The 24,085-nt window shown below is 64.2% G+C and carries 23 protein-coding genes and 2 riboswitches; of the genes, 7 read left to right on the top strand and 16 right to left on the bottom strand.

The annotated features are described in order from the left end of the window. Nucleotides 1-22: 22 nt before the first annotated feature. Nucleotides 23-433 (bottom strand): nuclear transport factor 2 family protein, encoded by a 411-nt coding sequence (locus tag CH278_RS21685; RefSeq protein ID WP_032391261.1) that lies wholly within the window; start codon nucleotides 431-433, stop codon nucleotides 23-25. 126 nt (nucleotides 434-559) lie between these two features. Here CH278_RS21685 and CH278_RS21690 point away from each other — a divergent pair, with 126 nt between their 5' ends. Beyond that, nucleotides 560-2,374 carry an FAD/NAD(P)-binding protein gene (locus tag CH278_RS21690; RefSeq protein WP_094622793.1) on the top strand — a complete coding sequence of 605 codons (1,815 nt, stop codon included), beginning with the start codon at nucleotides 560-562 and terminating at the stop codon, nucleotides 2,372-2,374. 29 nt (nucleotides 2,375-2,403) lie between these two features. On the opposite strand, the gene CH278_RS21695 is transcribed toward CH278_RS21690, so the two are convergent. Continuing rightward, nucleotides 2,404-2,994 carry a TetR/AcrR family transcriptional regulator gene (locus tag CH278_RS21695; RefSeq protein WP_032386123.1) on the bottom strand — a complete coding sequence of 197 codons (591 nt, stop codon included), beginning with the start codon at nucleotides 2,992-2,994 and terminating at the stop codon, nucleotides 2,404-2,406. A 93-nt stretch (nucleotides 2,995-3,087) separates the two neighbouring features. Here CH278_RS21695 and CH278_RS21700 point away from each other — a divergent pair, with 93 nt between their 5' ends. Beyond that, the gene (locus tag CH278_RS21700; protein ID WP_032369853.1) at nucleotides 3,088-4,107 is read left to right on the top strand and encodes an aldo/keto reductase; all 1,020 of its coding nucleotides are present in this window, start codon (nucleotides 3,088-3,090) and stop codon (nucleotides 4,105-4,107) included. Between the two features lies 1 nt (nucleotide 4,108). Beyond that, the gene (locus CH278_RS21705; protein WP_094622794.1) at nucleotides 4,109-4,975 is read left to right on the top strand and encodes an LLM class flavin-dependent oxidoreductase; all 867 of its coding nucleotides are present in this window, start codon (nucleotides 4,109-4,111) and stop codon (nucleotides 4,973-4,975) included. 24 nt (nucleotides 4,976-4,999) lie between these two features. On the opposite strand, the gene CH278_RS21710 is transcribed toward CH278_RS21705, so the two are convergent. The 10 genes from CH278_RS21710 to CH278_RS21755 all read right to left on the bottom strand — a co-directional run bounded on the left by CH278_RS21710 (nucleotide 5,000) and on the right by CH278_RS21755 (nucleotide 16,265). Then, complete coding sequence (locus CH278_RS21710) at nucleotides 5,000-5,935, bottom strand: NADP-dependent oxidoreductase (RefSeq protein WP_094622795.1); 936 nt, start codon at nucleotides 5,933-5,935, stop codon at nucleotides 5,000-5,002. Nucleotides 5,936-5,972: 37 nt separating this feature from the next. After that, nucleotides 5,973-7,097, bottom strand: a complete 1,125-nt coding sequence (locus CH278_RS21715) for an LLM class flavin-dependent oxidoreductase (protein WP_032382223.1) — start codon at nucleotides 7,095-7,097, stop codon at nucleotides 5,973-5,975. Next, complete coding sequence (locus tag CH278_RS21720) at nucleotides 7,094-7,834, bottom strand: DUF1684 domain-containing protein (protein ID WP_230073368.1); 741 nt, start codon at nucleotides 7,832-7,834, stop codon at nucleotides 7,094-7,096. Before CH278_RS21720 ends, CH278_RS21715 begins: the two co-directional genes overlap by 4 nt. Then, a complete protein-coding gene (locus tag CH278_RS21725; protein WP_094622944.1) occupies nucleotides 7,831-9,195 on the bottom strand; it encodes an NtaA/DmoA family FMN-dependent monooxygenase in 1,365 nt (454 codons plus the stop codon). The genes CH278_RS21720 and CH278_RS21725 overlap by 4 nt, the downstream gene beginning before the upstream one ends. 2 nt (nucleotides 9,196-9,197) lie before the next feature. Beyond that, nucleotides 9,198-10,277 (bottom strand): LLM class flavin-dependent oxidoreductase, encoded by a 1,080-nt coding sequence (locus CH278_RS21730; protein WP_094622796.1) that lies wholly within the window; start codon nucleotides 10,275-10,277, stop codon nucleotides 9,198-9,200. Beyond that, a complete protein-coding gene (locus CH278_RS21735; protein ID WP_094622797.1) occupies nucleotides 10,270-11,868 on the bottom strand; it encodes a dipeptide ABC transporter ATP-binding protein in 1,599 nt (532 codons plus the stop codon). Before CH278_RS21735 ends, CH278_RS21730 begins: the two co-directional genes overlap by 8 nt. Then, entirely contained in the window at nucleotides 11,865-12,761 is an 897-nt protein-coding gene (locus CH278_RS21740; RefSeq protein ID WP_094622798.1) for an ABC transporter permease, read from the bottom strand. Before CH278_RS21740 ends, CH278_RS21735 begins: the two co-directional genes overlap by 4 nt. Then, nucleotides 12,754-13,734, bottom strand: coding sequence for an ABC transporter permease (locus CH278_RS21745; protein WP_094622799.1), 981 nt, complete (start codon nucleotides 13,732-13,734; stop codon nucleotides 12,754-12,756). Before CH278_RS21745 ends, CH278_RS21740 begins: the two co-directional genes overlap by 8 nt. Next, complete coding sequence (locus CH278_RS21750; protein WP_363799146.1) at nucleotides 13,731-15,341, bottom strand: ABC transporter substrate-binding protein; 1,611 nt, start codon at nucleotides 15,339-15,341, stop codon at nucleotides 13,731-13,733. Before CH278_RS21750 ends, CH278_RS21745 begins: the two co-directional genes overlap by 4 nt. Before the next feature lie 220 nt (nucleotides 15,342-15,561). Then, nucleotides 15,562-15,655: riboswitch (SAM riboswitch) on the bottom strand. A 103-nt stretch (nucleotides 15,656-15,758) separates the two neighbouring features. Beyond that, nucleotides 15,759-16,265, bottom strand: coding sequence for a hypothetical protein (locus CH278_RS21755; protein WP_143536284.1), 507 nt, complete (start codon nucleotides 16,263-16,265; stop codon nucleotides 15,759-15,761). Nucleotides 16,266-16,635: 370 nt separating this feature from the next. Between CH278_RS21755 and CH278_RS28050 the strand changes: the two genes are divergently transcribed. The 3 genes from CH278_RS28050 (at nucleotide 16,636) to CH278_RS28055 (ending at nucleotide 18,986) form a co-directional block, all read left to right on the top strand. After that, complete coding sequence (locus CH278_RS28050) at nucleotides 16,636-17,094, top strand: 13E12 repeat family protein (RefSeq protein WP_256991885.1); 459 nt, start codon at nucleotides 16,636-16,638, stop codon at nucleotides 17,092-17,094. Next, the gene (locus CH278_RS21760; protein WP_256991884.1) at nucleotides 17,031-18,482 is read left to right on the top strand and encodes an HNH endonuclease signature motif containing protein; all 1,452 of its coding nucleotides are present in this window, start codon (nucleotides 17,031-17,033) and stop codon (nucleotides 18,480-18,482) included. The genes CH278_RS28050 and CH278_RS21760 overlap by 64 nt, the downstream gene beginning before the upstream one ends. A gap of 285 nt (nucleotides 18,483-18,767) precedes the next feature. Next, complete coding sequence (locus CH278_RS28055) at nucleotides 18,768-18,986, top strand: hypothetical protein (protein WP_256991883.1); 219 nt, start codon at nucleotides 18,768-18,770, stop codon at nucleotides 18,984-18,986. Nucleotides 18,987-19,048: 62 nt separating this feature from the next. On the opposite strand, the gene CH278_RS21770 is transcribed toward CH278_RS28055, so the two are convergent. From CH278_RS21770 to CH278_RS21785, 4 genes are all read right to left on the bottom strand, one after another. After that, on the bottom strand, nucleotides 19,049-19,573 hold the full coding sequence (locus CH278_RS21770; RefSeq protein ID WP_094622802.1) for a GNAT family N-acetyltransferase: 525 nt from the start codon (nucleotides 19,571-19,573) through the stop codon (nucleotides 19,049-19,051). A 75-nt stretch (nucleotides 19,574-19,648) separates the two neighbouring features. Continuing rightward, nucleotides 19,649-20,623, bottom strand: coding sequence for an ABC transporter substrate-binding protein (locus CH278_RS21775; protein WP_094622803.1), 975 nt, complete (start codon nucleotides 20,621-20,623; stop codon nucleotides 19,649-19,651). A gap of 42 nt (nucleotides 20,624-20,665) precedes the next feature. Further along, nucleotides 20,666-21,463 carry an amino acid ABC transporter ATP-binding protein gene (locus CH278_RS21780; RefSeq protein ID WP_032371471.1) on the bottom strand — a complete coding sequence of 266 codons (798 nt, stop codon included), beginning with the start codon at nucleotides 21,461-21,463 and terminating at the stop codon, nucleotides 20,666-20,668. Then, entirely contained in the window at nucleotides 21,460-22,320 is an 861-nt protein-coding gene (locus CH278_RS21785; RefSeq protein ID WP_371828533.1) for an amino acid ABC transporter permease, read from the bottom strand. The genes CH278_RS21780 and CH278_RS21785 overlap by 4 nt, the downstream gene beginning before the upstream one ends. Before the next feature lie 213 nt (nucleotides 22,321-22,533). After that, a riboswitch (SAM riboswitch) is annotated at nucleotides 22,534-22,627 on the bottom strand. Between the two features lie 234 nt (nucleotides 22,628-22,861). Between CH278_RS21785 and CH278_RS21790 the strand changes: the two genes are divergently transcribed. Beyond that, nucleotides 22,862-24,061 carry a hypothetical protein gene (locus tag CH278_RS21790; protein WP_094622804.1) on the top strand — a complete coding sequence of 400 codons (1,200 nt, stop codon included), beginning with the start codon at nucleotides 22,862-22,864 and terminating at the stop codon, nucleotides 24,059-24,061. Nucleotides 24,062-24,085 lie beyond the last annotated feature (24 nt).

Below are 24,085 nucleotides of genomic sequence, written 5' to 3' on the forward strand. Positions count from 1 at the left end.
GTCACCGATCAGGTCGTGCGACCTACGTCGACCTCCACGAGGACCCGGTTTCACGCTCGAAGACCGGCCGCACATCCACGGTGTCATAGACGATGGACAGTGCAGAAATGCGTCCGTCCTCGTCGAGTTCGGCGACGTCGACCACGTCGAACGGGGCCGCCACACCCGAGGGCAGTCTCCAGTCGAAATGAAACCAGAACGTGACGAGTCGAGCGCCTTCGGACGTACGACCTTCGGCGACGCCCTTCGAGGTCAGCGTCGCACCCGAGGTGTCCGCGAAAAGCGCGCGATAGAAGTCGGATGCGGGCGTCGGTCCGTACAGCGGCGAGTGCACAACCGCACCGGGTGCGAACAGAGTCAGGACCGCATCGACGTCGGCCCGTCGAAGTGCATCGAGGTACTGCTCGACCAAGTGGTCCGCGGACGAGTTCATGAAGCAAGAGTAGCCGACCGCCAGGACGCAAGACATTCGCTCACCGTGATTTTTTGCCCCTGCAGCAACGACTTTCGGCGTGTGCATACTTCTCGTAGTGGGACAGTGTCAGATGGAGGGCCGCCGGTGAAATCGTTCACTATCGCCATTGTGGGTGCGGGTCCGCGCGGCACCGGCGTACTCGAACGACTGCTGGCGCGCCGGTCCGATGCGGAGCTGCACATCCACGTCGTCGATCCGTTCCCTCCGGGGGCCGGTCGCATCTGGCGTAGCAGTCAACCACCGCTGCTGTGGATGAATTCGGTGGCCGCCGACGTCACCATGTTCACCGACGACACCACCGTCGTCGACGGTCCGATCCGCCCCGGTCCGACGCTGGCGCAGTGGGTTCTGGAACATGCCCACACCCTGCGCCAGGACCCCGAATTGCGGGACGAACTGCGCGATTTCGGTCCGCATTCCTTCGCGTCGCGGACTCTACAGAGTCGCTACCTCAGCTGGGTGTTCGAGCACGCCGTTGCCGACACCGACACGCACGTTCACGTTCATCGAGCACGGGTGACGGACCTGACCGCCGACCAGGTACTGCTACTCGACGACGGATCGACCATCCGCACCGATGCCGTGCTCTTGGCCCAGGGACATCCGGATGCGCTTGCATCGCACCGTGAATCACAGCTCGATGAGTTCTCCCGAACCCATGGGCTGACGTACATCGGCCCCGGATACACCGCAGATCTGGATCCCAGCCGAGTGCCTGCGGGAGAACCGGTGCTGATTGCCGGGCTCGGATTGGCATTCATCGACTGGATGGTGTTGCTCGCGGAAACTCGCGGTGGATCGTTCGCCCGCAACGCGGACGGCGTGCTCGAGTACACCGCCTCCGGCCGCGAACCGATTCTCTATGCGGGTTCGCGGCGCGGAGTTCCGTACCACGCGAAGATCTCCTACGACATCGCCGCGGCGCGCCCGCCCCTCCCGAGGTTTTTCACCGCCGACGCCTTCCCCGGCCACGGCCCTCTGCACTTCCGCGACGAAATCTGGCCGCTCGCATCCAAAGAACTGGCCTGGGCTCATTACTACGAGTTGTTCACGGCCCACCCCGAGCGAACAGTCGGCTCCTGGCCGGAGTTCGAGGTCGGATTCAGTGAAATCATCTGGAAATCCCCAGAACTCACCGTCTTCGTGGAGCAATTCGTTCCGAAGGACGAGGACCGCATCGATCTGGCACGGCTCGACAAACCCTTTGCCGGACGGCGTTTCGAGGGACTCGACGAGGTAGGTACCGAGCTGCAGACCTACATCGAGACGGACCTTCGTCGTCGAGCAGATCCCTACTACAGCTCGGATGCCGCCGTCTTCTCGGCGCTGCTCTCGGTGTACATGACCATCGGAGAGTTGTTGCGACGCGGGCGTATTCCGGCGCAGTCGGTCGCAGGCGATGTGGAAGGGTGGCTGCACTCGTTCTTCAGTTTCGTCGCGAGCGGTCCGCCACCGGAACGGCTCGAACAACTCCTGGCCCTCAGCCGGGCGAACATCGTTCACTTCCTCGGCCCCGATGTCACCTTCTCCCCGGAGAACGGGTCGTTCGTCGCCCGTAGCTCTGCACACGATGTGGTGGTGCACGCCGACACTCTGATCGACGCGCGCTTACCCGTCGCATCGATCGCCGCCGCCGGTGACGAATTGCTCCGCACCCTCCATGCGCGCGGCGAGATCACCGACATCCGCGCCACCGAGCACAGCGCAGCGAAAGTAGCAGTCGACGGGCGCTCTCGATTGATAACCGCGTCGGGAGAGGTTGCCGAGAACCGCTACGCGGTGGGTCCGTGGGTCGCCGGACACACGTGGTCGAGTGCCTTTCCGCGGCCGAGGACCAACGCCGGGTTCTTCCGACACAACGACCAGCTCGCGGCAGAACTACTGCGGCACAGCCGCTGAACCGTCGGTCGGCCGAACAACGGACCGGATCACGGCGCGATGCGCAGTCCGGCGATCAGCACCCGCGCCATCTTGCGCGGGTCGTAGCGGCTGTCCGTGGCACCGATGCACAGGTTGCCGACCGCCCGCATCAACTCCAATGCGGTCTGCCCCGGGGCGATCTCCCCCGAGTCCGCAGCGGCGTCGAGCAACGACTCGCACACCGGAACCAGCCGGTTCAGGAAGTAGCTGTGCAAGGTCTCGAATCCGGCGCTGTCCGACTGCATGGCCTCGGCCAGACCGTGTTTGGTGACCAGGAAGTCGACGAACCGATCGATCCAGAGCACCAACGCCGCGTGCGGTGATTCGCGGCCGGCGAGAAGCTCCTGACCGGCGACGGCGCAGGCCTCCACCTGATGTCGGAAGACGGCGACGACGAGGTCGCCCCGCGTCGGGAAGTGCCGGTAGATGGTTCCCACGCCGACGCCGGCCCGCCTGGCGATATCGCGCACCGGCACTTCTACTCCCGACTCGACGAACGCAGCCGCCGCCGCGTCGAGCAGGGTCGCTTCGTTGCGCCTCGCATCCGCCCGCTTTCTGGGCTGCTCGGCTTCGGCCTCGGTCACTGTTCCTCCAGCCATCGACAAACGGAACAACGTTCCGTATGTTTGTTTACGGAACGTTGTTCCGCTTACTCGCAGAGTAACCCCTCCAGAGGCCACAAGGAGATCCCCATGCAGTACCGCACACTGGGACGCACCGGCGTCCAGGTCAGCACTCTCTCGCTCGGCGCGATGAACTTCGGTGCCATCGGACGCACCACGCAAGACGAGGCAACCGCGATCGTCGACGCCGCACTCGAGGGCGGTATCAACCTCATCGACACCGCGGACATGTACAGCCAGGGACAATCCGAGGAAATGGTCGGCAAGGCGATCGAAGGTCGGCGCGAGAACATCGTGCTGGCCACCAAAGTGTTCAACCCCATGGGCGACGAACGCAATCATCAGGGCAGCTCCCGCCGCTGGATCGTCACCGAACTGGAGAACAGCCTGCGCCGACTCGGTACCGATCACGTCGACCTCTACCAGATACACCGCTGGGACCCCACCACGAGCGACGAGGAAACCCTCTCGGCGCTGACAGATCTGCAGCGTGCCGGGAAGATTCGATACTTCGGCTCCTCCACCTATCCGGCTTACCGAATCGTGCAGGCGCAGTGGACCGCACGGGAGCACCGTCTAGGGCGGTTCGTCACCGAGCAGCCGCCGTACTCGATCCTGCAGCGCGGCATCGAATCCCACGTCCTTCCGGTCGCGCAGGAGTACGGAATGGGCGTTCTCGCGTGGAGTCCCCTGGCGGGCGGCTTCCTCTCCGGAGCCATCCGGGCCGGGCGAGAGACAACCACCAACCGCGCGGCGATGATGCCCGAGCGATTCGGCACGGACACTCCCACGGGACGGGCCAAACTCGACGCCGTCGAGAAACTGGTCGGTGTTGCCGACGAAGCCGGACTGACACTGATCCAACTCGCACTCGGTTTCGTGACGGCTCATCCGGGAGTCACCAGCGCGATCGTCGGGCCGCGTACCGTCGAGCACCTACACTCGCAGCTCGCTGCCGCCGACACCGTCCTCCCGGCCGATGTCCTCGACAGGATCGACGAGATCGTAGCTCCGGGAGTCGATCTCGCGCCGGACGACAAGTTCGACACCCCGCCGGCACTGCTCGACGCCTCCCTGCGGAGACGCTGACATGGTCAGCTACGGGATCATGACCCCTCCCCAGAACATCTCCTACGCCGACCTGCTCCGGGTGTGGCGCGAGGCAGACGGCATTCCGGAAATCGAGCACGCGTGGCTGTTCGATCACCTCATGCCCATCGGCGGTGACCTCGACGGCCCGATCTTCGAAGGCTGGACCATGCTGTCCGCATTGGCCGCGCAGACCCAGCGGATCAGACTCGGAATCATGGTCACCAGCAATCGGATCCGTCCGCCCGCGATTCTCGCGAAGATCGCCGTCACGGTCGACACGGTCTCGGACGGGCGGCTGGACTTCGGCATCGGTGCCGGATCACGGCCGAGCGTGCCGATGGCGAGACGGGAGTACGACGGGAGCGGGCTGCCCTACAGCGACGCTGCGAACGCTGTTGCGCGACTGGGTGAATCGCTCACGGTGATTCGTAGGCTCTGGACCGAGAGCGAACCCTTCGACTTTCACGGCAGCCACGTCGACCTCGTCGGGGCGTTCCAGAATCCGAAACCGATTCAGCGACCGGGCCCGCCGATCGTGATCGGCGGCCGGGCCGCAGGAGTGCTGCGCCTCGTCGCCGAACACGCCGACGTATGGAACATTCCCGGTGGGGACCTGGCCGACGCACTGGACAGAGGCAGACTACTCGACCGGTACTGCGCCGAGATCGGGCGCGATCCAGGGGCGATCACCCGATCGATCGCTCTCGGGGTGTCGTTCGAAGAACCCGAGAGGTTGAGAAACGACATCGGCGACGCGGTGGCCGCCGGATTCGATCATGTCGTTCTCATCCTCCCCGGCCCCTATCCCGACGGCATCGCGCAGAGAGTGACCGAGGAGTTCATCGGTCCGAGTACGAGCTCGTGAAGCGTTCTGCGCCCGGGGTTCTCGTCAAGGAATCAGGACGAACTTGCCGCGCGGGTGCGCCGACTGCAGCTCGGCGTGTGCTCTCGCCGCATCGGCGAGGGGAAACGTCTTGGCAACCGTGACCTCGAATACGCCTGCACCCGCCTGCTCCAGCAGCACCGGGGATGCGAGGCGTCGACGCTCCATACTCACCGGCCCACCGACGGTGAGGAACCCGTCTGCCGAAGCTCGCCCGAAGGCGGCCGTGCTGACCAATCTCGCTCTGTCCGTCAGTAATTCGAGAGAGACGTCGACGGCCTCGTCGGTGCCCACCGTGTCGATTGCCGCATCCACCCCATTCGGTGCGGCTGCTCGTACCCGGTCGATCAGTCCGTCGCCGTATTCGACGGGCTCGACACCGTAGGACCGGAGCGCGTCGTGGTTCTGGTGGCGCGCAGTCCCGATGACGGTGGCCCCGCGCTCCAGAGCGAGCTGAGCCACCACGGACCCGACGCCGCCCGCCGCCCCGTGCACGAGAACGGTGTCTCCGCTCTCGACACCGACGGATACCAGTGCGTCGTAGGCAGTTCCAGCCACGGCGAGTACACCCGCAGCAACGTTCCAGTCCAGGGCTTCCGGCTTCGGAAACACGAACCGCGCGGGAACCAGAATTCGCTCGGCGTACGTACCGTTCTGGCCGGAGACAACCACCGCGTCGCCGACGGCGACAGGACCGACCGGGCCCTCGACGGTTCCTCCGACCGCCACCACGATGCCCGACGCCTCGCTGCCCAACGCAATCGGAAGCTTCGACCCGTCGGTACCGAAGGCACCGCTGTAGCTCTTGTAGTCGAAGGGGTTGACGCCGATCGCCTTGACCTCGACCAGAACCTGGCCCTCGGACGGTTCAGGCAGCTCTCGTTCGACGATCTCGATGACGTCCGGTCCACCGTAGGACGCTGCAACTGCAACTCGTGTCATGCGCGGTACAACGGTCACCACGACGCAAATGTTCCGCTCAGATCCGCAGGCGCGGCAGTCCCCATTCCCTACCGAGCAATTCGTACGAGCGCAGCCGGTCCGCATGGTCGTATGTGACCGAGGTGAGCACAAGTTCGTCCGCATCGGTCGCTTCCTGCAGGGCGTCGAGCTTCACCGCGACCGTCGCCGCAGACCCGACGATCTGGGTGTCCACCCGATCCGCTACGCGCTGGTACTCCTCGTCGGTCAGAGGTGCCACATTGTTCGGATCCGGATACTCGATCGCACCTCGACCGCTGCGAATGCTGTGCACCCACTGCGGGAAGGACGCTGCAAGCTCTCGGGCGCGCGAATCCGATTCTGCAACAACCACATCGGCCGACACCGCCACGTACGGCGAGGACAACCGGGCCGACGGCACGAAAGCACGGCGATACTCGTCGATCGCCTCGAGAGTCGTCCCCGGGCTGAAGTGATAACTCGCCGCGAACGGCAGACCGCGGGCACCGGCCTCACGGGCAGTCGGCCCAGCGCTGCTGCCGAACAGCCATAGCGCCACATCGGCCCCGGCACCCGGACGTGCCGTCAACGGCACCCCGTCGCGCTCGTAGCTACCGGCAAGCAGCGCAACAAGGTCGTCGAGTTGATCGACGAATTCCGGGACCTCAGCGTGTGGCTGCTGCAGCGCAGCCAGAGACGCAGCCAGCAGCGAGGTTTTTCGCGGGGTCGCCGCAGCGGGCGCCACTGGGAACAGTCCACCGGGTTCCGATGACACCGCGTGCTCGGGCGCAGCCCGCTGTGCACCGGTCAGGGCTGCTGCTCTGCGCTGCCCGGATCGACCCACACCAAGATCGATACGACCCGGATACAGCGCGTCCACCGTTCCGAAGGACTCCACCACGGCAGCAGCTGTCGTGAAACCGAGCTGGACCGCAGCCGATCCGACACGAATGCGGTTGGTGGCAGCCGCAATCAAACCCACCAGTACGGCAGGCGCAGAACTGGCCGCAGCGACGAAGTGATGCTCGGCAACCCAGTAGCGCTCGTAGCCCCACTCTTCGGCCTGTCGTGCCAGATCGAGCGAATTTCGGAGCGCCTGAGCAGTGCTCGACCCAGCGCTGATCGGTGCCAGGTCGAGAACGGACAGCGGCACGCGCGTCATCCGGGCGTCTTCTCCCCTGCTTCGACAGCCACCGTCAGCCGGTTCTCCGCCGGCGCGACCGGGCACGTCGCGTAGTCGGTGAACGCGCACGGCAGGTTCGCCGCTCGGTTGAAATCGAGTGCCACGGAGCCACCCTCGGGTTCCGCCACAGCAAGGATCCGCGCTGCCGGGTACGTGGTGACCCCGCTCGTGGCATCGGTGAACAGAACCTTCAGACCAGTGTCGTTGCCGCCGAACGCAACCAACTGCTGGGCTGCACCGGCCAGCTCGAAATCGAGGGTGCCCACCGCAGTGTGGTGGTGTTCGAGACCCTCGACCACGGCACCTGTCGTCACGGTGACCGGGGCGTCGTAGGGCGTGAACGTGGCGCGGGCCACGAACTCCTCACTGGGCTCGAAGGCCGGTATTCCGTTGTAGGACTGCAGGGTCGAGGCTTTAGGATCGTGGACCCGTAGCGCCACCGCGCCGGTGCGGCGGATGACCTCGATACGGCGTTCACCGTCGTCGACGAGGATCCCGGGCGCACCCTCCACCGGATTCAGAGTCGTCACCCCGTCCACTCCCTCGACGGTCACCGAGTCCGAGTCGGCCCGCCATCGGCCGGGCAGATCGGCAACGATCTCGAACTCGTCGGTGAGCCAATACAATCCGGTCAGCGACAACCACCCCAATGGATCGCCGTAGGACGCTTCCCGGTCCGCGTGCCACTGCTTCCAGTCCTGCTCGAATTCACTCACGATGCTCGCACTCCTTCACGCTGTTGGTACGGGTGACGCAGACCGAGGTGATCACGCAGCGTGTTCCCGGTGTACTCGGTACGGAAACTACCGCGATCCTGCAGTTGTGGGACGACTTTGTCGACGAACTCGTCGAGCCCGGCCGGTGTGATGTGCGGGACGAGGATGAACCCGTCGCACGCATCGTTCTGGACGTAGCTGTCGATGTCCTCAGCTACCTGTGCCGGCGTTCCGACGAACTGCTGCCGGGTCGTCACCGCGATGATGAGCTCCCGGATGCTCAGGTTCTCGGCCTCGGCACGCTCACGGTACTGCTGCGCAAGGGTTCTCGGGTCACCGTGGCGAGCGCGACCACGGGTGATGCTCACGTCACCGCTCGGCTCGACGTCGGGCAGTGGCCCGTCCGGGTCGAACTCGGACAGGTCTCGTCCCCACACCTGCTCCAGAAACGAGATGGCAGTCTTGCCGCTGACCTGCTGGTGCCGAATATGGTCGGCCTTCTCGGCTGCATCCTGGGCCGAGTCCCCGAGGACGAACGTCGCGGCGGGCAGCACCTTCAGGTCGGCGTGCTCGCGGCCGTACTTGGCCAACCTTCCCTTGACGTCGGTGTAGAATTTCTGCCCGTCCTCCAGCGATCCGTGGATGGTGAAGATCGCATCCGCCTTGGCCGCACCGAACTCACGACCTTCGTCGGAATCGCCGGCCTGCAACAACACCGGGTGTCCCTGCGGACTGCGCGGCAACGTGAAGCGGCCCGTCACATCGAATTGCGGACCCGAATGCGAGACCGTGCGGATCTCGGATTCTCGGCCGAACACACCTCGATCCCGATCGACGACGAACGCATCGGACTGCCACGAATCCCAGAACTCTCGGGCGACGTCGATGATCTCGTTCGCTCGCACGTAGCGGTCGGCCCGGTCGAGGTAGCCACCGCGTCGGAAGTTCTCTCCGGTGAACGCGTCGGACGAGGTCACCATGTTCCACGCTGCGCGCCCGTCGGACAGGTGGTCCAGCGAAGAGAACTGCTTGGCGAGCTCGAAGGGCTCGTTGAACGTGGTGTTGATCGTCCCGGCGAGTCCGAGCTTCGTCGTCACCGATGCCAACGCGTTCAACACCGTGAGCGTGTCCGGGCGGCCGACAACGTCGAGATCGTGAATCTTGTTGCGATGCTCGCGTAATCGGAGACCTTCGGCGAGGAAGAAGAAGTCGAACAGCCCACGCTCTGCGGACTCGGCCAGGTGGACGAACGAATCGAATTCGATCTGGCTCTTCGACGCCGGGTCGGTCCAGACGGTGGTGTTGTTGACGCCAGGGAAATGCGCGCCGAGGTGGATCTGCTTCTTGGTCCGCTTCGAGATCGTCACCGACTGTTCCTTCCGGGTGCTGCAAAACGATTTGTCGGACGAGCCAGGCCGAGGCGCTCACGCACCGTCGCTCCGGTTCTGCTGTCCGTGGCCGGGAGTGTCTTCACTCCCGACGGAAGCGCGAGCGGCACGAGAGTGACCCCGTCCAGTCCCGCGGATTCGGCCGCTCCGAGAAGCAAGTTGAGCCCGGCGACGTCGCCCACGTACTGCAGCGATTGCGGCGTACGTACCCGACCTGCCCAGTTGTCGAGCTGCGCCAATTCTTCGGCCGCGGTCTCAGACACCAAGGTCTCGACGTCGAGTAGCACGAACACGTCCACCGGGTCGCGGCCCTCGTCCACGACGGCCCGTCGAACATGCGCCGCGAGGGCAGCTGCGCCCTCGATCGAGTCTGCAGCAATCCGCACGATGTCCGCTCTGGCGGCCGCTACCGCGGTGGATTCGGCGGAGTGGGCGCGCACTGTCACCAGCGGTTGGCCTTGAGGTGACCTCGGCGTGATGGACGGCCCTTTGACCGAGAAGTGCTCACCCTGGAAGTCGATGTAGTGCAACTTGTCTCGGTCGACGAACCGGCCCGTCGCAGCGTCTCGAATCTCGGCGTCGTCCTCCCAGCTGTCCCACAGCCGAGCGACGACCTCGATGCCCTCGTCGGCCTCCTGCCACAGGCTCTCTTCGTCCTGCTCGCCCTTACGCCCGAACAGTGCTGCCTGCTCCGCGCCGCCGGACACCTCGACCTGCCAACCTGCGCGACCGTGTGAGGCGAAGTCCAGACTCGCGATCTGCTTGGAGATGTGGAACGGCTCGGTGTGGGTGACGGTGACCGTCGGGATCAAACCGATGCGTTCGGTGAGCGCAGCAGCCCGGGCTGCCACGGCAACCGCCTCGAGGGTCCGGGAAGCGAAGGAGTCTGCGAGGAAGACCAGATCGATCCCGGCCTGGTCTGCCGCGCGGAGTTGTTCGATCCAGAATGCCGCGGTGAACACTTCCTCGGCGCGAGAATCCTGTCGCCGCCACGCCTGTGGATGTGCGCCGGTTCCCCTCGGTTCGATTGCGGTGACGAAAAGCTTGTCAGACACCGGTACCCACTCTCTGTGTCGCTGTTCCTGGGATGGCCGCGAGCAACTCGCGGGTGTATTCCTGCTGGGGGTTGTCGAATATCGAAGCGGTGCTGCCATATTCGACGATCACGCCCGACTGCATCACAGCCACGGTGTCGCTGATCTGGCGAACCACGGCCAGGTCGTGCGAGATGAACAGATAGCTCAGACCGAACTCGGATTGCAGATCGCCGAGCAGCGAAAGAATTTGTGCCTGCACCGACACGTCCAAGGCCGACACGGGCTCGTCGAGCACCACCACCTCCGGTGCCAACGCCAGTGCCCGAGCGATTGCGACGCGTTGACGCTGACCACCCGACAACTCGGCCGGGCGACGCGCCAGGTGGTCACTGCTCAGAGCCACTTGGTCGAGCAGTTCCGCGGCACGCGCCGAACGGTCTCGCGACGTCCCGATCTTGAACGCGTCCAGCGGTTCTCGCACGATCTCGCCGACGCGCAACTTCGGGTTCAGTGATGCGTACGGGTTCTGATAGACGATCTGGACTCGACGCCGCAGCTCCCGCCTCGCCGTGCCACGAAGGCCGGTCAGCTCGATTCCGTCGAACGTGACCGTGCCCGCGGAGGGTGTTTCCAGGCCGATCGCGATACGCGCCAGGGTGGACTTCCCCGAACCGGATTCGCCGACGACAGAGACGGTTCGACCCCGCTCGACCGTGATCGTGGCGTCTCGCACCGCATCCAGGTGAACGCCTCGTCCGATGGCGAAACGCTTCGACACCGACGAGACGGACAGAATTGGATCGCCCGCACCCGTCCTGGCCGGACGGAGCGTCGAGTTCAGAGACGGCGCGGCCGCGAGCAGCTTCTGTGTGTAGGGATGGGTGGGGTTCGCCAACACCTCTGCAGTCGGACCGGTTTCGACGATCTCACCACCACTCATGACGACCAGCCGGTCGGCGCGATCGGCCGCAACGCCCAGATCGTGCGTGATCAACAGAACTGCGGCACCCGTCTCGGCAATTCGGGCGTCCAGATGGTCGAGGATGCGTCGTTGCACGGTGACGTCCAGGGCGCTGGTCGGTTCGTCGGCGATCACCAGTTCGGGGCGGCACGCGAGAGCGATACCGATCAGTACCCGCTGCCGCTGCCCACCGGACAGGTCCTGCGGGTACTGGCGTGCCCGCACCTCGGGGTTGTCGAGGCCCGCGTCGGTGAGAATGCGGATCGCCTCGAGCTTCGCGGTACGCCGATCTGCCAACCCGTGCACACGCAGCACCTCGGCCACCTGGTCTCCGACGCGTACGACGGGGTTCAGTGAGGTGGTCGGATCCTGCGGCACGAGCCCGATATGCCGACCGCGCAGGCGATTCAGTGTCTTGTCCGACGCGGTGTCCAGGCGCCGGCCGTCGAAGGTCACCGAGCCACTTCGGATCCGACCGTTGCCGGCCAGCAAGCCGATGACCGCGTGGGCCGTGGTGGATTTTCCCGAACCGGATTCGCCTACGACGGCCAGAACCTCGCCGCGTTCGACGGTGAACGAAATTCCGCGCACGGCCGTCGTCGTGCCGTAGCCGACCGTGAGGTTGTCGACTTCGAGGATGGGGCTCATTCGGATCGCCTCTCGAGTGCGTGCCCGAGACGGTGCGCGGACAGCACGACTGCCACGATCACCAGGCCCGGCAAGGTGGTCATCCACCAGGCGGTGGCGAGGAAGTTCCGACCCTCGGAGATCAGCGATCCCCACTCCGGTGTAGGCGGAACAGCGCCGAATCCCAGGAAGCTCAACGCCGAGACCGCCAGGACCGCCATACCGAATTCGACTGCTGCGAGGGCAATCACGGGACCGTACGAGTTGCGGAGGATGTGTCGGCGAAAGACGTCGAACCATCGCACACCCGAGGCGTACGCCGCCTCGACATACAGCGATCGACGCACACGCAACACCTCCGACCGCATGACCCGGGCGAAGTTGGCGATGAGGGTGACCCCCACGGCGATGGCAACGTTGACGGTTCCGAAGCCGAGCGCTGTGACCAGGGCCAGCGACAGCAGCAGCGTCGGAATCGAGAGCAGCACATCGACGATGCGCATCAGCACGGCGTCGACGAGGCCCCCGACTGCCCCGGAGATCAGGCCGACGAGCGATCCGACGACCAGTGCGATCCCGACCGCGAGCAGTGTCGCGGTCAACGACAGACCGGAGCCGTGGACCACGCGGGTGAAGACGTCACGGCCGATGTTGTCGGTGCCGAACCAATGTGCCGTGCTGGGGGCCTGGAGCTTGTCGGCGGGCACGCCCACCAACGGGTCTCCGCTCGCGAACACGGAGGGGAAGAGTGCGAATCCCAGCGCGAGCAGCAGCACGAGCGCGGACAAGATAAGCCACACGTGCTTCAGGGCGTTCGTCACAACCCGGCGACGACGAGCTGTCGACGGCACCGACTCTGCCTCGAGCAACGCCTCCGCCTGAATCTGGAGATCACGAATCAGAATGTCAGACACGGGCTTTCTCCGGTTCCGCGACTGCGCGCGCAGGCTTGTACTCGCGCACGATGCGCGGGTCGATCAGCGGATACAGCAGGTCCACGGCCAGGTTCACCACGACGAACACCAGCGAGGTCAGCACCACGATGCCCTGCACCACCGGAATGTCCTGGGCCAACACCGAGGTCTGGGTCAGCCGTCCCACTCCGGCCCGCGAGAAGACCGTCTCGACGACGACCGATCCGGCGAGCAGCGTCCCCACCAACACACCCGCGATCGTGAAAGCCGGGATGGACGACAGCCGCGCTATATGCCGCGTCTGCACCCGTAGCCGCGAAACGCCCTTGGCGCGAGCGACATCGACGAACGGCTGCTTCCAGGTAGTCGACATGCTGGTGGCCAACACCTGAGCGATGACCGCACCGGTCGGCAATGCCAACGTGACCGCAGGCAACACCAGTGCAGCCGCTCCGGCGTCACCGAAGGCCGGGAACCACCTCAACTGGAACGAGAACAGTTGCAACAACAGCAGTCCCACCCAGAAGGTCGGTACAGCCACCCCGAGCGGCGGGAGTGCGAACAACAGATTCTTGAGCCACGGCGTTCGGGTGTACGTCGCGGCGTACGCCAGTGCCGACCCGAACACGACTGCCAATACCAGTGCGGTGCCTGCGAGGCCGAGCGTGCTCGGCACGGCATCGAGGATCGCCGTCGTCACCGGCTGTCCGGTGGCGATGGACAATCCGAAATCGCCCTGCACAGCCCCAGACAGCGAATGCCAGTACTGCACCCACACCGGCTGGTCCAAACCGTAGCGGGCCTGCAATTCTGCGACGGCCGCCGCGTCGACCGGTGTGCCCGAACCGGCAGAGTCGACAGCGAGACTGACCGGGTCCGAGGGCAGCAGGAACAGCACGCCGAACGAGATGGTGAACGCGGCCCACAGCACTGCCACTGCCTGCAGTACGCGCTGCCCGAGGTACCGGATCATGCGCTCAGCCAGGTATCGAAGAACTGCAGTCGAGCGGAGGCCTCGAACTTCAGGTCCTGCACTTTCGACGCCGCGCCGACGGCCTGCGACAGCTCGATGGTGGGGATCCACAGTCCGTTGTCGAGCACCTGCTGCTGAGCGGTGGCGAGGATGTCGTTGCGCGCCGTTGCATCGGTGGTCGAGAGCTGATCGGTCAGCGAAGCATCCAGATCGGGAATTGGGTTGCGCGCGTTCAGGTTACGTCCGTCGGCGGCGAACGTGGTGCGCAGAATGTCGCCGTCGGCGCGGGTGCTGTTGTAGTACGTGGAGTCGTAGTCCTTGGTGCCCTGACGTGCTGTCGCCTCGGACGTCGAGACCAACTCGAGCTGCAGGTCGACGCCCACCGCACGTAGCTGCTGCTGCGTCAACTCCAGGATCGCCTGGTTGCCAGCGAACACTGCGGAGTACATGACCTCGAAACTCAGCCTCTGCCCGTCCTTTTCACGGATTCCGTCGGCACCGGGAACCCAGCCGGCGTCGTCGAGCAGCGATTTCGACTTCTCGGGATCGTAGGTGACATCGGCGAGTTCGACGTAACCTGGGGTGGCGCTGGCCAACGTGCTTGTCGCCGTGCGGAAGTCGGGCCCGAGGACGGTATCGACGAGTTCCTGACGGTTGATCGCCGGTACCAGGGCCGTCCGGACGGCGGGGTCTTGTAGCGCACCGCGAGTTACGTTGGGCTGAATGCCGAACGGGACTCCCGGGTTCGAGGTGGTCAGAATTCGGCCGCCGGTCGCTTCGATCTGCGGAGCGTCCTGCGGCAACGCGTCGCTGACGGCGTCGAGCTGATCGGAGGACAAGCTTCCTGTGCGAACGCCCGACTCGGGCACGATGGTGAATTCGATGCGATCGAGATAGGCCTCGCCGGTGTGACCGAATACCGCTGAACCCCAGTTGTATCCGCTTCGCTTGGCCAGAATGACTGACCGGTCCTGCTGGTAATCCGCGTAGGTGAACGGTCCCGATCCGATATTGGTACCCAAGCACCGCGACTCGGCCGACTGCGCCGAGGTCGCGATGGATTGAACTCCGAGCTGAGGTGTCGAACTCGCCTGCAGGAACTGCGCATTCGGTGCTGCGAAGTCGATGCGCACCGTCGAGGGGTCGACCACCGTGGCGCTCTGATAACCGGTCAGATAGCTCGCCGCCAACGGTGCCTTCGCTGCGCCGAGGCCGATGATCGCGTCGAAATTCGCCTTCACCGCCGCCGCGTCGAGCACCGTGCCGTCACTGAAGGTGACGCCGTCCTTCAGCGTGAATGTGAAGGATTTCGCATCGGCACCCACGTCCCACCGCTCGGCCAGCCACGGTTCGATCTCACCGGTTTCGGGGTTCTGATCGGTGAGTGAATCGACGACCTGACGGGTGACGTAGATGGTCTGGTTGGTGCCGGACTGGGCAGGATCCGAGCAGGTCGGGGCCCCGGACAAGCCGTAACGCAGAGTTCCGCCGGGCTGGGCCGGACCGGCGTCGGCGGCCGTGGTGGCGGCACCACCGGCGCATCCGGCGAGGACTGTGGCCGTAGTGGCGATCAGGCCGGCCACCAGGAATGCAGGACGAGTGGACACGTAGGTGTCTCCGATATCTGGTCGATCGCGCGCACGATCCCGCATCCGAGCTGGGTGTGCCCAGGAAGGAGTGCGCGCAGATGATGAGGTGAGGTGTGAAGTACGAGTTGTGACGAAATGTCAGCTGCGACAGGTCGAACCGTTGAGGCGGCACAGATCGACATGGAGACGGCGGCAACCGTTGACGAAGCCTGCGGCAACTCGGGTGTTCACGTGCAATCCTCCATCGGTCCCGGCGGTAGCACCCTCACCCGACGAGCGGGGGGTTGCTGCGACGTCATAGAGCCAGGTCTCTCGGTCGCTCTGGATGGTCCTACAGTTTCCGATACTACGAGAGCATCGCCCCGGTTGCCAACCGGGGTAGGAAAACCCGCCGATAGTAGACGCGAGAAGCGCGGTCGGACCGACGCCTACCGTTCAGACGGCCAGCGCCAGTCCAGCGCTCCCACTCGCGCAAGATCTCGAATCATCATGCGACGCAACTTTGTTCAACTCTGGCGCATTCACGCGGTGCACCCAGTAGTCGATCGCTTCGCCGGCATGAGCGAATCGGACGAGGACGTCCATGCAGAGCCAGGTCGCGACCGAGAAGTCCTGTTCCGCACCGTCGAGACCGATCAGTGTCAATTCTTCTCCCACAGCAAGCAACGCGCGATCGATATCGGAACCGCCGGGGCCGAGCCACGCCAGTGCTCGTCCGAGTAGCGCCCAGTCTCCGGCGGTCACAGGCTCATCGGCCGATTGTCTGCACAGTTCCGCAGCCGCAGCGAGAGCATCCGCCACCGGAGTCGACACCGAACCGTGGAGCTCAGCGAGAATGCCGCGATCGGAGTCGACCAGATCGGCCATGTAGCGCCAGCGGGCAGGAAGCGCCGCGTCCTCTGGCCATAGGTCGGCGGTGCCGAACTGGAGACGGGTGATCATGTCCTTGGGCGAACTGCACGAAAGCGCGGAGCCACACGAGTCGTTCATGTCGATCATCCCCACTGGGTCAACACACAACATTGGACACCGGCTCGACACACGCGTTCGGAGATACCGTCGAGCAGTGGCTTTCGTCACCGATGCAAGCAACGCTGCTGTGGTCGTTACGTCCGCCTTGGGAGATATTGAACGCCGCCACCAGCATCTTCGCGACTCGTGGTTGCACAAAACCGACAACGTCACACTTTTGGTCCATATGTAATTGGCCGCATAGTGCCGTGCTCCGACTCCAGCTGGGCCGCAGCGACAGCCGAATGATGCGGGAACAAACGTTCGAATACTTGTCGGTGGGTCGCGGTAGATTCTGTTCATGCTTTCGGGGGACGGCGGATCAGGGGTGGACGGCATCGAAACGGTGCCTCCTGCCCCCGTCGTGTCCGACCCTGTCTTGGCGGGGTTGGTCGAGGCGGTGGAGTCGGCGGTTGCCGAGTTGGCGGGGCAAGGGTCGGTGGCGTGGTCGAATGCCGACCGGCGTGCGGTGATCCAACGCATGGAAGCGCTCACCAGATCGGTGACCGCCTACTCGCACACCTGGCTCAACGAGCTGATCTCACAACACGGCCTCGACGTGTATCCGGGTTCGGTGCCGTGCTCGGTGGCATGGATGCTGCGAATCACCCCACGAACAGCCGGGGCGCGAGTACGTCTGGCCGCGGAGTTGGGTGACCGCACCGCACCGCACTGTCCGGCGAACCGCTACCGCCTTTGCTGCCACACACCGCTGCAGCGGTGCGGGCAGGGTTGCTCGATGCCCAGCACGTGCAGATGATCCGCGAATTCTTCCGGCACCTGCCGTCGACTGTGGATCCGCAGACCCGCGATCGCGCCGAACAGCAGTTGGTCGGTCTCGCCTCGACCCGACGGCCCGACGACTTCGCGCCACTGGTGGCGCACCTGGACTCGATCCTCGACCCCGACGGCGACTTCGACGAGAACGAAGACGAAGACGAAGACGAAGACGAAGACGAAGACAAGAACGCGAAGCCGAGGCCACGGAAACGGGATGCGTTCTTCTACCTCGGTGAGCAGGGTTCCGACGGCATGTCCGAAGGGAAGTTCTGCGTCGACTCCGAGCTACGCGCTTACCTCGAAGCCTTGTTCTCCAAGGCCGCGAAGCCGGGAGTCAACAACCCTGCCGACCCGACATCGATCGTCCACGACGATGAAGCTGACAGCAAGTCCACTGCAGAGCAGCCCGAGCCGACGTCCGAGCCGTCGTCCGGTGATGCCGGGTCGAGCGATGCAGGCCTGTGGGATGGGACGACCCGCAACGGGGACAGTGACTGCAGTGACGACGACTGCGGTGACGAGGACTGCTGCGAAGGCGACTGCGGCGAGTGCGACGGTGACGACTGTGGTTGCGGCACAACGCCACACGGCACGCCCAACACCAACGACGATGCCGGCTCCGGCAGCACTGCTGAACCCGGCGGCCACGCCGACGCCGACGCATCGGACACCGCTGCTCGCGACGCTGCCGCCGCGCGAGATGTACGCACCCAGAACGAACGCCGTCATGATGCCCTGAAGATGGCGCTCCGGCACACCCTCGCCTCCGGCACCCTCGGCACCCACCGCGGCCTACCCGTCACCGCCATCGTCACCATGACCCTCACAGACCTCGACGCTGGCTGCGGCTACGCCATGACCGCCACCGGATCCCGCGTCTCGATCCGCGACGCCATCCGCATGGCTTCGCACGCCCACCACTACCTCACCATCTTCGACGACAACGGCAGAGCCCTCTACCTCGGCCGATCCAAACGCATCGCCTCCGCCGACCAACGCATCGTCCTCATCGCCCGCGACCGCGGCTGCAGCTTCCCCTCCTGCACCCGCCCCGCGACCTGGTGCCAAGCCCACCACCTCGACGACTGGGTCGAGGGCGGACCCACCGACATCGACTCCCTCACCTTCGCCTGCGACATGCACCACGCACACGTCGGCACCGGACCCGAAAAGTGGGCCACCACCAAAACCACAGCGCGACACAGATACCCGGGCCGCACCCTGTGGCACCCACCAACAGGGATGGACCCCACACGCCGTGGCCTGATCAACCACGCACACCACCCAGAAGAAGTCCTCTACCCACCCGACCAGCACAACGACAACACCCGCGACACCGGCGACGAAGAACCACGACAACCCGCCTGACGACCCACACCACCACCACGGCACAGCTCTGCCTTCAACACAGCCTCGCCTCCGGCAGGATTGCAACGCTGACACAGGAATCCCCCATTGCGTCGACCCACAGTTGCGCTCGATACGACCAGGGGGTTCCATCGATACAACCATCACAGGAGGAGTACGAGCGCATGGCGTACGACGAGCTTCTTGCGGACCGCATCCGCGACGCTCTCAGGGACCAGGAGAGTCTGCGTGAGCAGAAGATGTTCGGCGGTCTGGCGTTCATGGTGCGAGACAGAATGGTGGTGTGTGATCGGCACCGAAAACCGTGCCTTGCTTGTTCGTGTGGACGGGGTACGCGAACCCGAATACCTCCAGCTCGATGGGGCCCACCATGCCGTCATGGGCAAGGGGCGGTCGATGGGTGAAGGCTGGATCACCGTCGATGCAGAAGCGCTGACGAGCGAACAGGCACTGCAGTTCTGGGTCGGTGCAGCTCTGGAACACCACGCCGACACGTCGGGCTGACAAAAATTGCTCGGCGACACCGCACCCCACTCGGGCCGTAGTCGGGCATCACTGAACCGGGCTCATTCGAGACTCTTCTCGAAGGGGTGCGATCCGACTGTTCTGGACGGCAAACTTCGGTCGTAGAGCGGAGTGTATCCAGCTGCCAGGTACAGCGCAACGGCCTCGGGCTGATTCCAGCCGGTCGTCAGGTAGACCCTGCGATATCCGCGATCACGTGCGCTGCGTTCCAGCTCGGCCACGACGAGTCTGCCGAGTCCCCTGCCGCGGTGCTCTTTCGATGTCCAAATACGTTTGAGCTCTGCGGTTTCCGAGTCGTATTTCCGGTACGCACCTCCGGCGACAGGAACGCCATCGGCCAAGGCAATTACCAACACACCACCCGGCGGTGCGAACTCCCGGGCGGGATAGGACTTCAGTTCCTCGTATTGGACACCGGGGCTCCGGCCGTACCGGGACGAATATTCGATCGCCAGTTCTTGCAGCAGGGGCGTCGCCAGCCGATCGTGCTGATCGACCTCGACGAAGTCCACGCGTCCTGGACCCGTGTCACCAGTGCGAATGTTGACATCGAACGTCGCGCTCATGTGCTTCCTGTCTCGATTAACTGTCGACCAGATCAGCGACCAGCATCCCGGCCGACGTCACCTCTGCTCAGTTGTCTAACCTTCCTTGCGGGGTAGCCCGGGCGGGTTGATGACGGACTCGGTCACTGCCTCGGACTGCAGGCCCCAACGATCGATCACCTTCTGATAGCTGCCGTCCTCGATGGCGTGGTTCACTGCGTCCTGCACGGCGTCGATGAGCCCGTTGTCCTTCTTGGTCAGTACTGCTATCTCACCCTGCAGCGCATCTCCGGCACCCGAGAACGTGCCGATGATCTTGGTTTCACCACCGGTTGCCGCGTGATAAACCGCGGACGGATTCGGTCCCAGGTACCCGTCGATACGGCCCGACCCGAGCGCCAGGTAGTAGTCGGACGTGTTCTGGTAATAAGCGATCTCGGCGGGAGCCAGACCCTCGGCAACGTTCTGCTCGTTCCAGTCGACCAGCAACTGCTCTTGGTTGGTACCGGAGCCGACACCGATCTTCTTGCCTGCGATGTCCTGACGCTTCTCGACTGTCCAATCGGTGTCCTTCTGCGCCTCGAAAGCGAGGTTGTCCAGTCGATAGGTCGCGAAGTCGTACTTGTCCTTGCGCTCCTCGGTGACGGTGACATTGGAGATGAACACGTCGTTCTCGCCGGAGTCGATCTTTACGAAGTTCTGCGACCAATCTGCGACCTGAAGATCGACGTCGAGACCGAGAATGTCGGCGATCAGGTACGAGAAGTCCACCTCGGACCCCACGATGGTGGTGTCGTCGGTGGCGTAGAAGCGCAGCGGCGGTGCGGTACCGCCCGACCCGGTGACGATCAGCGTGCCGCGATCACGAATCGCTTGCGGCACTTCGGCTGCGATGTCGTCGACCTTCTCGGCGCGAACGCGGTCGGCCTGCTCGGGTGAAAGATCGAACGATCCGCCGTCCTCGGTGACGACCTGAGATTCGGCAGTGGGCTCGCTGCATGCTGTCGCAGTGAGTGCCAGGACAGCGAATGCCGACGCTACTACCGCGAGCCTACGAGATGATCCGGACATGACTTTCCCCGTTCGTGGGTGCAGGTGAAGCATGAGTGAGAGCTAGAGAACGTGAGCGAGGAACGACTTGGTGCGTTCCTCCTGGGGTGAATCGAGAAGTTCGGCAGGAGAGCCTTGTTCGACGATGACGCCGCCATCCATGAAGACGACGGTGTCGGCGATCTCGCGCGCGAACCCGACCTCGTGCGTGACGATCACCAGGGTGGCACCATCGCGTGCCAGGCCGCGGATGACCTCGAGAACCTCTCCCACCAATTCGGGGTCGAGCGCTGACGTCGGCTCGTCGAACAGAATGACTGTGGGACGCAGGGCAAGTGCACGCGCGATGGCGACCCGCTGCTGTTGTCCGCCGGAGAGTCGTCGCGGATAATCATGGGCTTTCGCGTGCACCCCGACTCGTTCGAGGAGAGCCAGCGCCTCGGGTTCGACGTCGGAACGCGTGCGCTTCTGCGCGGAGATCGGGGCTTCGATGACATTCTCGAGGACCGTCAGGTGAGGAAACAGATTGAAGTTCTGGAACACAAAACCGATCTGGGAACGCTGCCGCAGAATCTCCTTGTTGCTGAGTTCGTGCAGTTTGTTGCCTTTGCGCCGATATCCCACCAGATCACCGTCGATCCGGACGGTGCCCTGGTCCACCTTCTCCAGATGGTTCAGAGCGCGCAGCAGGGTCGACTTGCCCGAACCCGAGGGGCCGATAATCGCGGTCACCTCACCGGGACGTACGAGGAGGTCGACGCCTTTGAGCACCTCGAGCCCGCCGTAGGACTTGTGGACGCCGCGCACCTCGACCGCGTATCTCGTTGCGGCAGTAGATGTGGAGGCATCGAGAGTGGTCATCGGGTTGCCCCTCTCGGCGCGAAGGTGACGTTGGAGAGCTTGTGGCGAATCTGCTGGATCGGCGTCAGCGGAATGTTGCGTACCGCGCCCTTGGCGTAGTGCCGCTCGACGTAGAACTGCACGATCGAGAGCACCGACGTCAGAATGATGTACCAGACGGTCGCGACCATGAGCAGCGGAACCACGCGCCCGTTGCGTCCGTATATGACTTGCACCTGATAGAACAATTCGGCAATGGCCATCACCGACACGATCGACGTGCCTTTGAACAGACTGATCACCTCGTTGGCCGCGTTGGGGAGAATCCCTCGCATCGCCTGCGGCAGAACGATCTTGAAGAACTCCCGCCTCTTCGGAATACCCAGCGCTGCTGCAGCTTCGAGTTGCCCCTGGTCCACCGAGATGATGCCGGCCCGAACGATCTCGGCGGAGTAGGCCGCTTGGTGCAGGGCCAGCCCGATGATGGCCGCCGTCGATCCACTGATGACGTTGTTGACGTCGAACTGAAAGAAGCTGGGACCGAACGGAATTCCCAAAGACAGAGTCTGGTACAGGTACGCAATATTGAACCAGAACAGAAGCTGCACGATCAACGGGATGGAACGGAAGGCCCAGATGTAGAACCAGGAAATAACCTGCAGCACAGGATTGTCGGACAGCCGGGCCACCGCCAGGCCGATACCGATGGCGAAACCGATCAGCGTTCCCCAGAAGGTGAGCTGGATGGTCAACCACAGCGCCGACATCACCGATGCTGCAGTGAAGTACTGCGCGAAGGTGCCCCAATCCCAGCCGGGGTTGGTGACGAAGCCGTGCAGGAACTGACCGACCACGATCAGCGTTGCGACCGCGATCACCCAGCGCCACGGGTGCCACGTGCGTGCAACGACGAGTTGTTCGTCGGGAATGTCGTCCGTCGTATCCACAACGGGTCGAGAGTCGAGTTGAGTCACCGGAACCGCCGGGTCGGATGGGCAGCGATCATCGCTGGGTTGCCTTTCGAAGATTTCGTGCTGTGAGTACGCCGATCGGTCAAGCGTGCGTACTGATACAGATGTTCATCGGTCGTGCCTCCATCGGTCCTGGCGGTAGCACCCACACGCCGTAGGGCGGGGTTGCTGCGACGTCATCGAGCCAAGGTCTCTCGGTCGCTCTGGATGGTGACAGGAACGTACAGAACAATTTATCGAAATGTCAAGTGCACGTGCGCATTCGGTTGAAATCACGATGATTTGAACCCTTGCCACCGACGATGTTTGCCGAGTGTCAGCCGAATATGCCCCGGCACCGGGCCGCCGGATGCGACGCGGGCCGTTGATGTCAAGAGCAGGTCTTCGGACCGGAACCGGGAGTTGCGCACTACTCACGAGCCACTCGATCACCGATTAGGCTTGTCGTGTGCGACTCGACATACGACGCGGTGGAGTGTGGATCGACGCCGTGGTCGTCGCTGCGATCGTCACCGCGGGCTGTGTGGCAGCCGGAATCACCCATGATTCGCAACCCGAGGTCGAAGACATACCGGGTTGTGACGTCGTAGTTCCCGACGGCGAGACGTTCTCCTTCTTGACCGGTTCCTACCCAGGCACGTACGACAACCCCGACTACCCGTGGCTGACGGCCGAGAAGGCGTCGGCGATGTCGGAGTCTCTGGTTCGCTCCTTGCCCGCAGACGTCGAAGTGGAGTTCGCTTCCCCCTCGAATTCACTGGTGTTCCAACCGATACAGATCTACTCGAAGAATGCCGAACTGTCGGGCGGCATGACCGTCGAGGACATCAGTGGGGACAGCACGGCATCCGGGGTTGTCGATCGTGCAGGAGTCGCTGCACCACTTCGGGTCTCGGCAGAGGCGTGGGACGATGCGATTCCGCCGTGCACCGAGGGATCGGTCGACGAACGAATCACGCTGCCCGACGGCACCGCCGTCGATGTGCTGGATGCGGTGTCCGAGTACGACGGGGTATCGACGCATCGGCGCACAGCGACCGCATACTCCCCGGACACCACCGTCCACGCACGGACTTCGAGCGAAGGAGCCGAAGCCGAACTCCCTCTCGAGGCCGACGAGCTCCGCGACATCGTCTCGAATCCCGAACTCCGGGTGAGCGCACGCGTCCCCGAAGGTACGAAACCAGCGCGAGCCGACTGTGGATCATCGCGCGAGTACCCCGTTCCCCCACTCCCACGCGATGTGGTCGTGCGCATCGGATCGGCACTCCAGACGCAGTGGGAAACCACGTTTCCGAACACATCCACCGATGTTGCTGCGGGCGACCTGATGCCGGGCACCTATGGAAGCGGAAGCGCCTGCAATGCAGTCGTTCTCACCACCTCGCGCGGCACCGCACAGCTGAACGTCGAGATATCCGTCGAGGACAACGTGGAGTGGCCCGACGATCCGGACGTAGTGCGCAGTGTTCTGCCCGACGGCACCGTGGTGACCCGCAGGTCCGACATGCGCACGATAGGGACGGAACCGACCGAGTGGCTCAGTGTGCTCAGGCCGTCGAACACGCTGGTGCAGTTTCGTTTCGACGACACCGTCGCAGTCGATTCGCTCGTCGAGCTCGCAACCGCCCCCGGGTTGGATCTGTAGAGGGTCGACGAACTCCACCACCCT

Origin of the sequence: Rhodococcus sp. 05-2254-5 (assembly GCF_002258575.1) — a bacterium.
Lineage (GTDB): Bacteria > Actinomycetota > Actinomycetes > Mycobacteriales > Mycobacteriaceae > Rhodococcoides > Rhodococcoides fascians.

Bases quoted from the DNA above. Each gene is read 5' to 3' on its own strand.
- CH278_RS21685 (WP_032391261.1), bottom strand. From the start codon at position 433: ATGAACTCGTCCGCGGACCACTTGGTCGAGCAGTACCTCGATGCACTT.
- CH278_RS21695 (WP_032386123.1), bottom strand. From the start codon at position 2,994: ATGGCTGGAGGAACAGTGACCGAGGCCGAAGCCGAGCAGCCCAGAAAG.
- CH278_RS21700 (WP_032369853.1), top strand. From the start codon at position 3,088: ATGCAGTACCGCACACTGGGACGCACCGGCGTCCAGGTCAGCACTCTC.
- CH278_RS21705 (WP_094622794.1), top strand. From the start codon at position 4,109: ATGGTCAGCTACGGGATCATGACCCCTCCCCAGAACATCTCCTACGCC.
- CH278_RS21710 (WP_094622795.1), bottom strand. From the start codon at position 5,935: ATGACACGAGTTGCAGTTGCAGCGTCCTACGGTGGACCGGACGTCATC.
- CH278_RS21715 (WP_032382223.1), bottom strand. From the start codon at position 7,097: ATGACGCGCGTGCCGCTGTCCGTTCTCGACCTGGCACCGATCAGCGCT.
- CH278_RS21735 (WP_094622797.1), bottom strand. From the start codon at position 11,868: ATGAGCCCCATCCTCGAAGTCGACAACCTCACGGTCGGCTACGGCACG.
- CH278_RS21745 (WP_094622799.1), bottom strand. From the start codon at position 13,734: ATGATCCGGTACCTCGGGCAGCGCGTACTGCAGGCAGTGGCAGTGCTG.
- CH278_RS21755 (WP_143536284.1), bottom strand. From the start codon at position 16,265: ATGATCACCCGTCTCCAGTTCGGCACCGCCGACCTATGGCCAGAGGAC.
- CH278_RS28050 (WP_256991885.1), top strand. From the start codon at position 16,636: ATGCTTTCGGGGGACGGCGGATCAGGGGTGGACGGCATCGAAACGGTG.
- CH278_RS21770 (WP_094622802.1), bottom strand. From the start codon at position 19,573: ATGAGCGCGACGTTCGATGTCAACATTCGCACTGGTGACACGGGTCCA.
- CH278_RS21775 (WP_094622803.1), bottom strand. From the start codon at position 20,623: ATGTCCGGATCATCTCGTAGGCTCGCGGTAGTAGCGTCGGCATTCGCT.
- CH278_RS21780 (WP_032371471.1), bottom strand. From the start codon at position 21,463: ATGACCACTCTCGATGCCTCCACATCTACTGCCGCAACGAGATACGCG.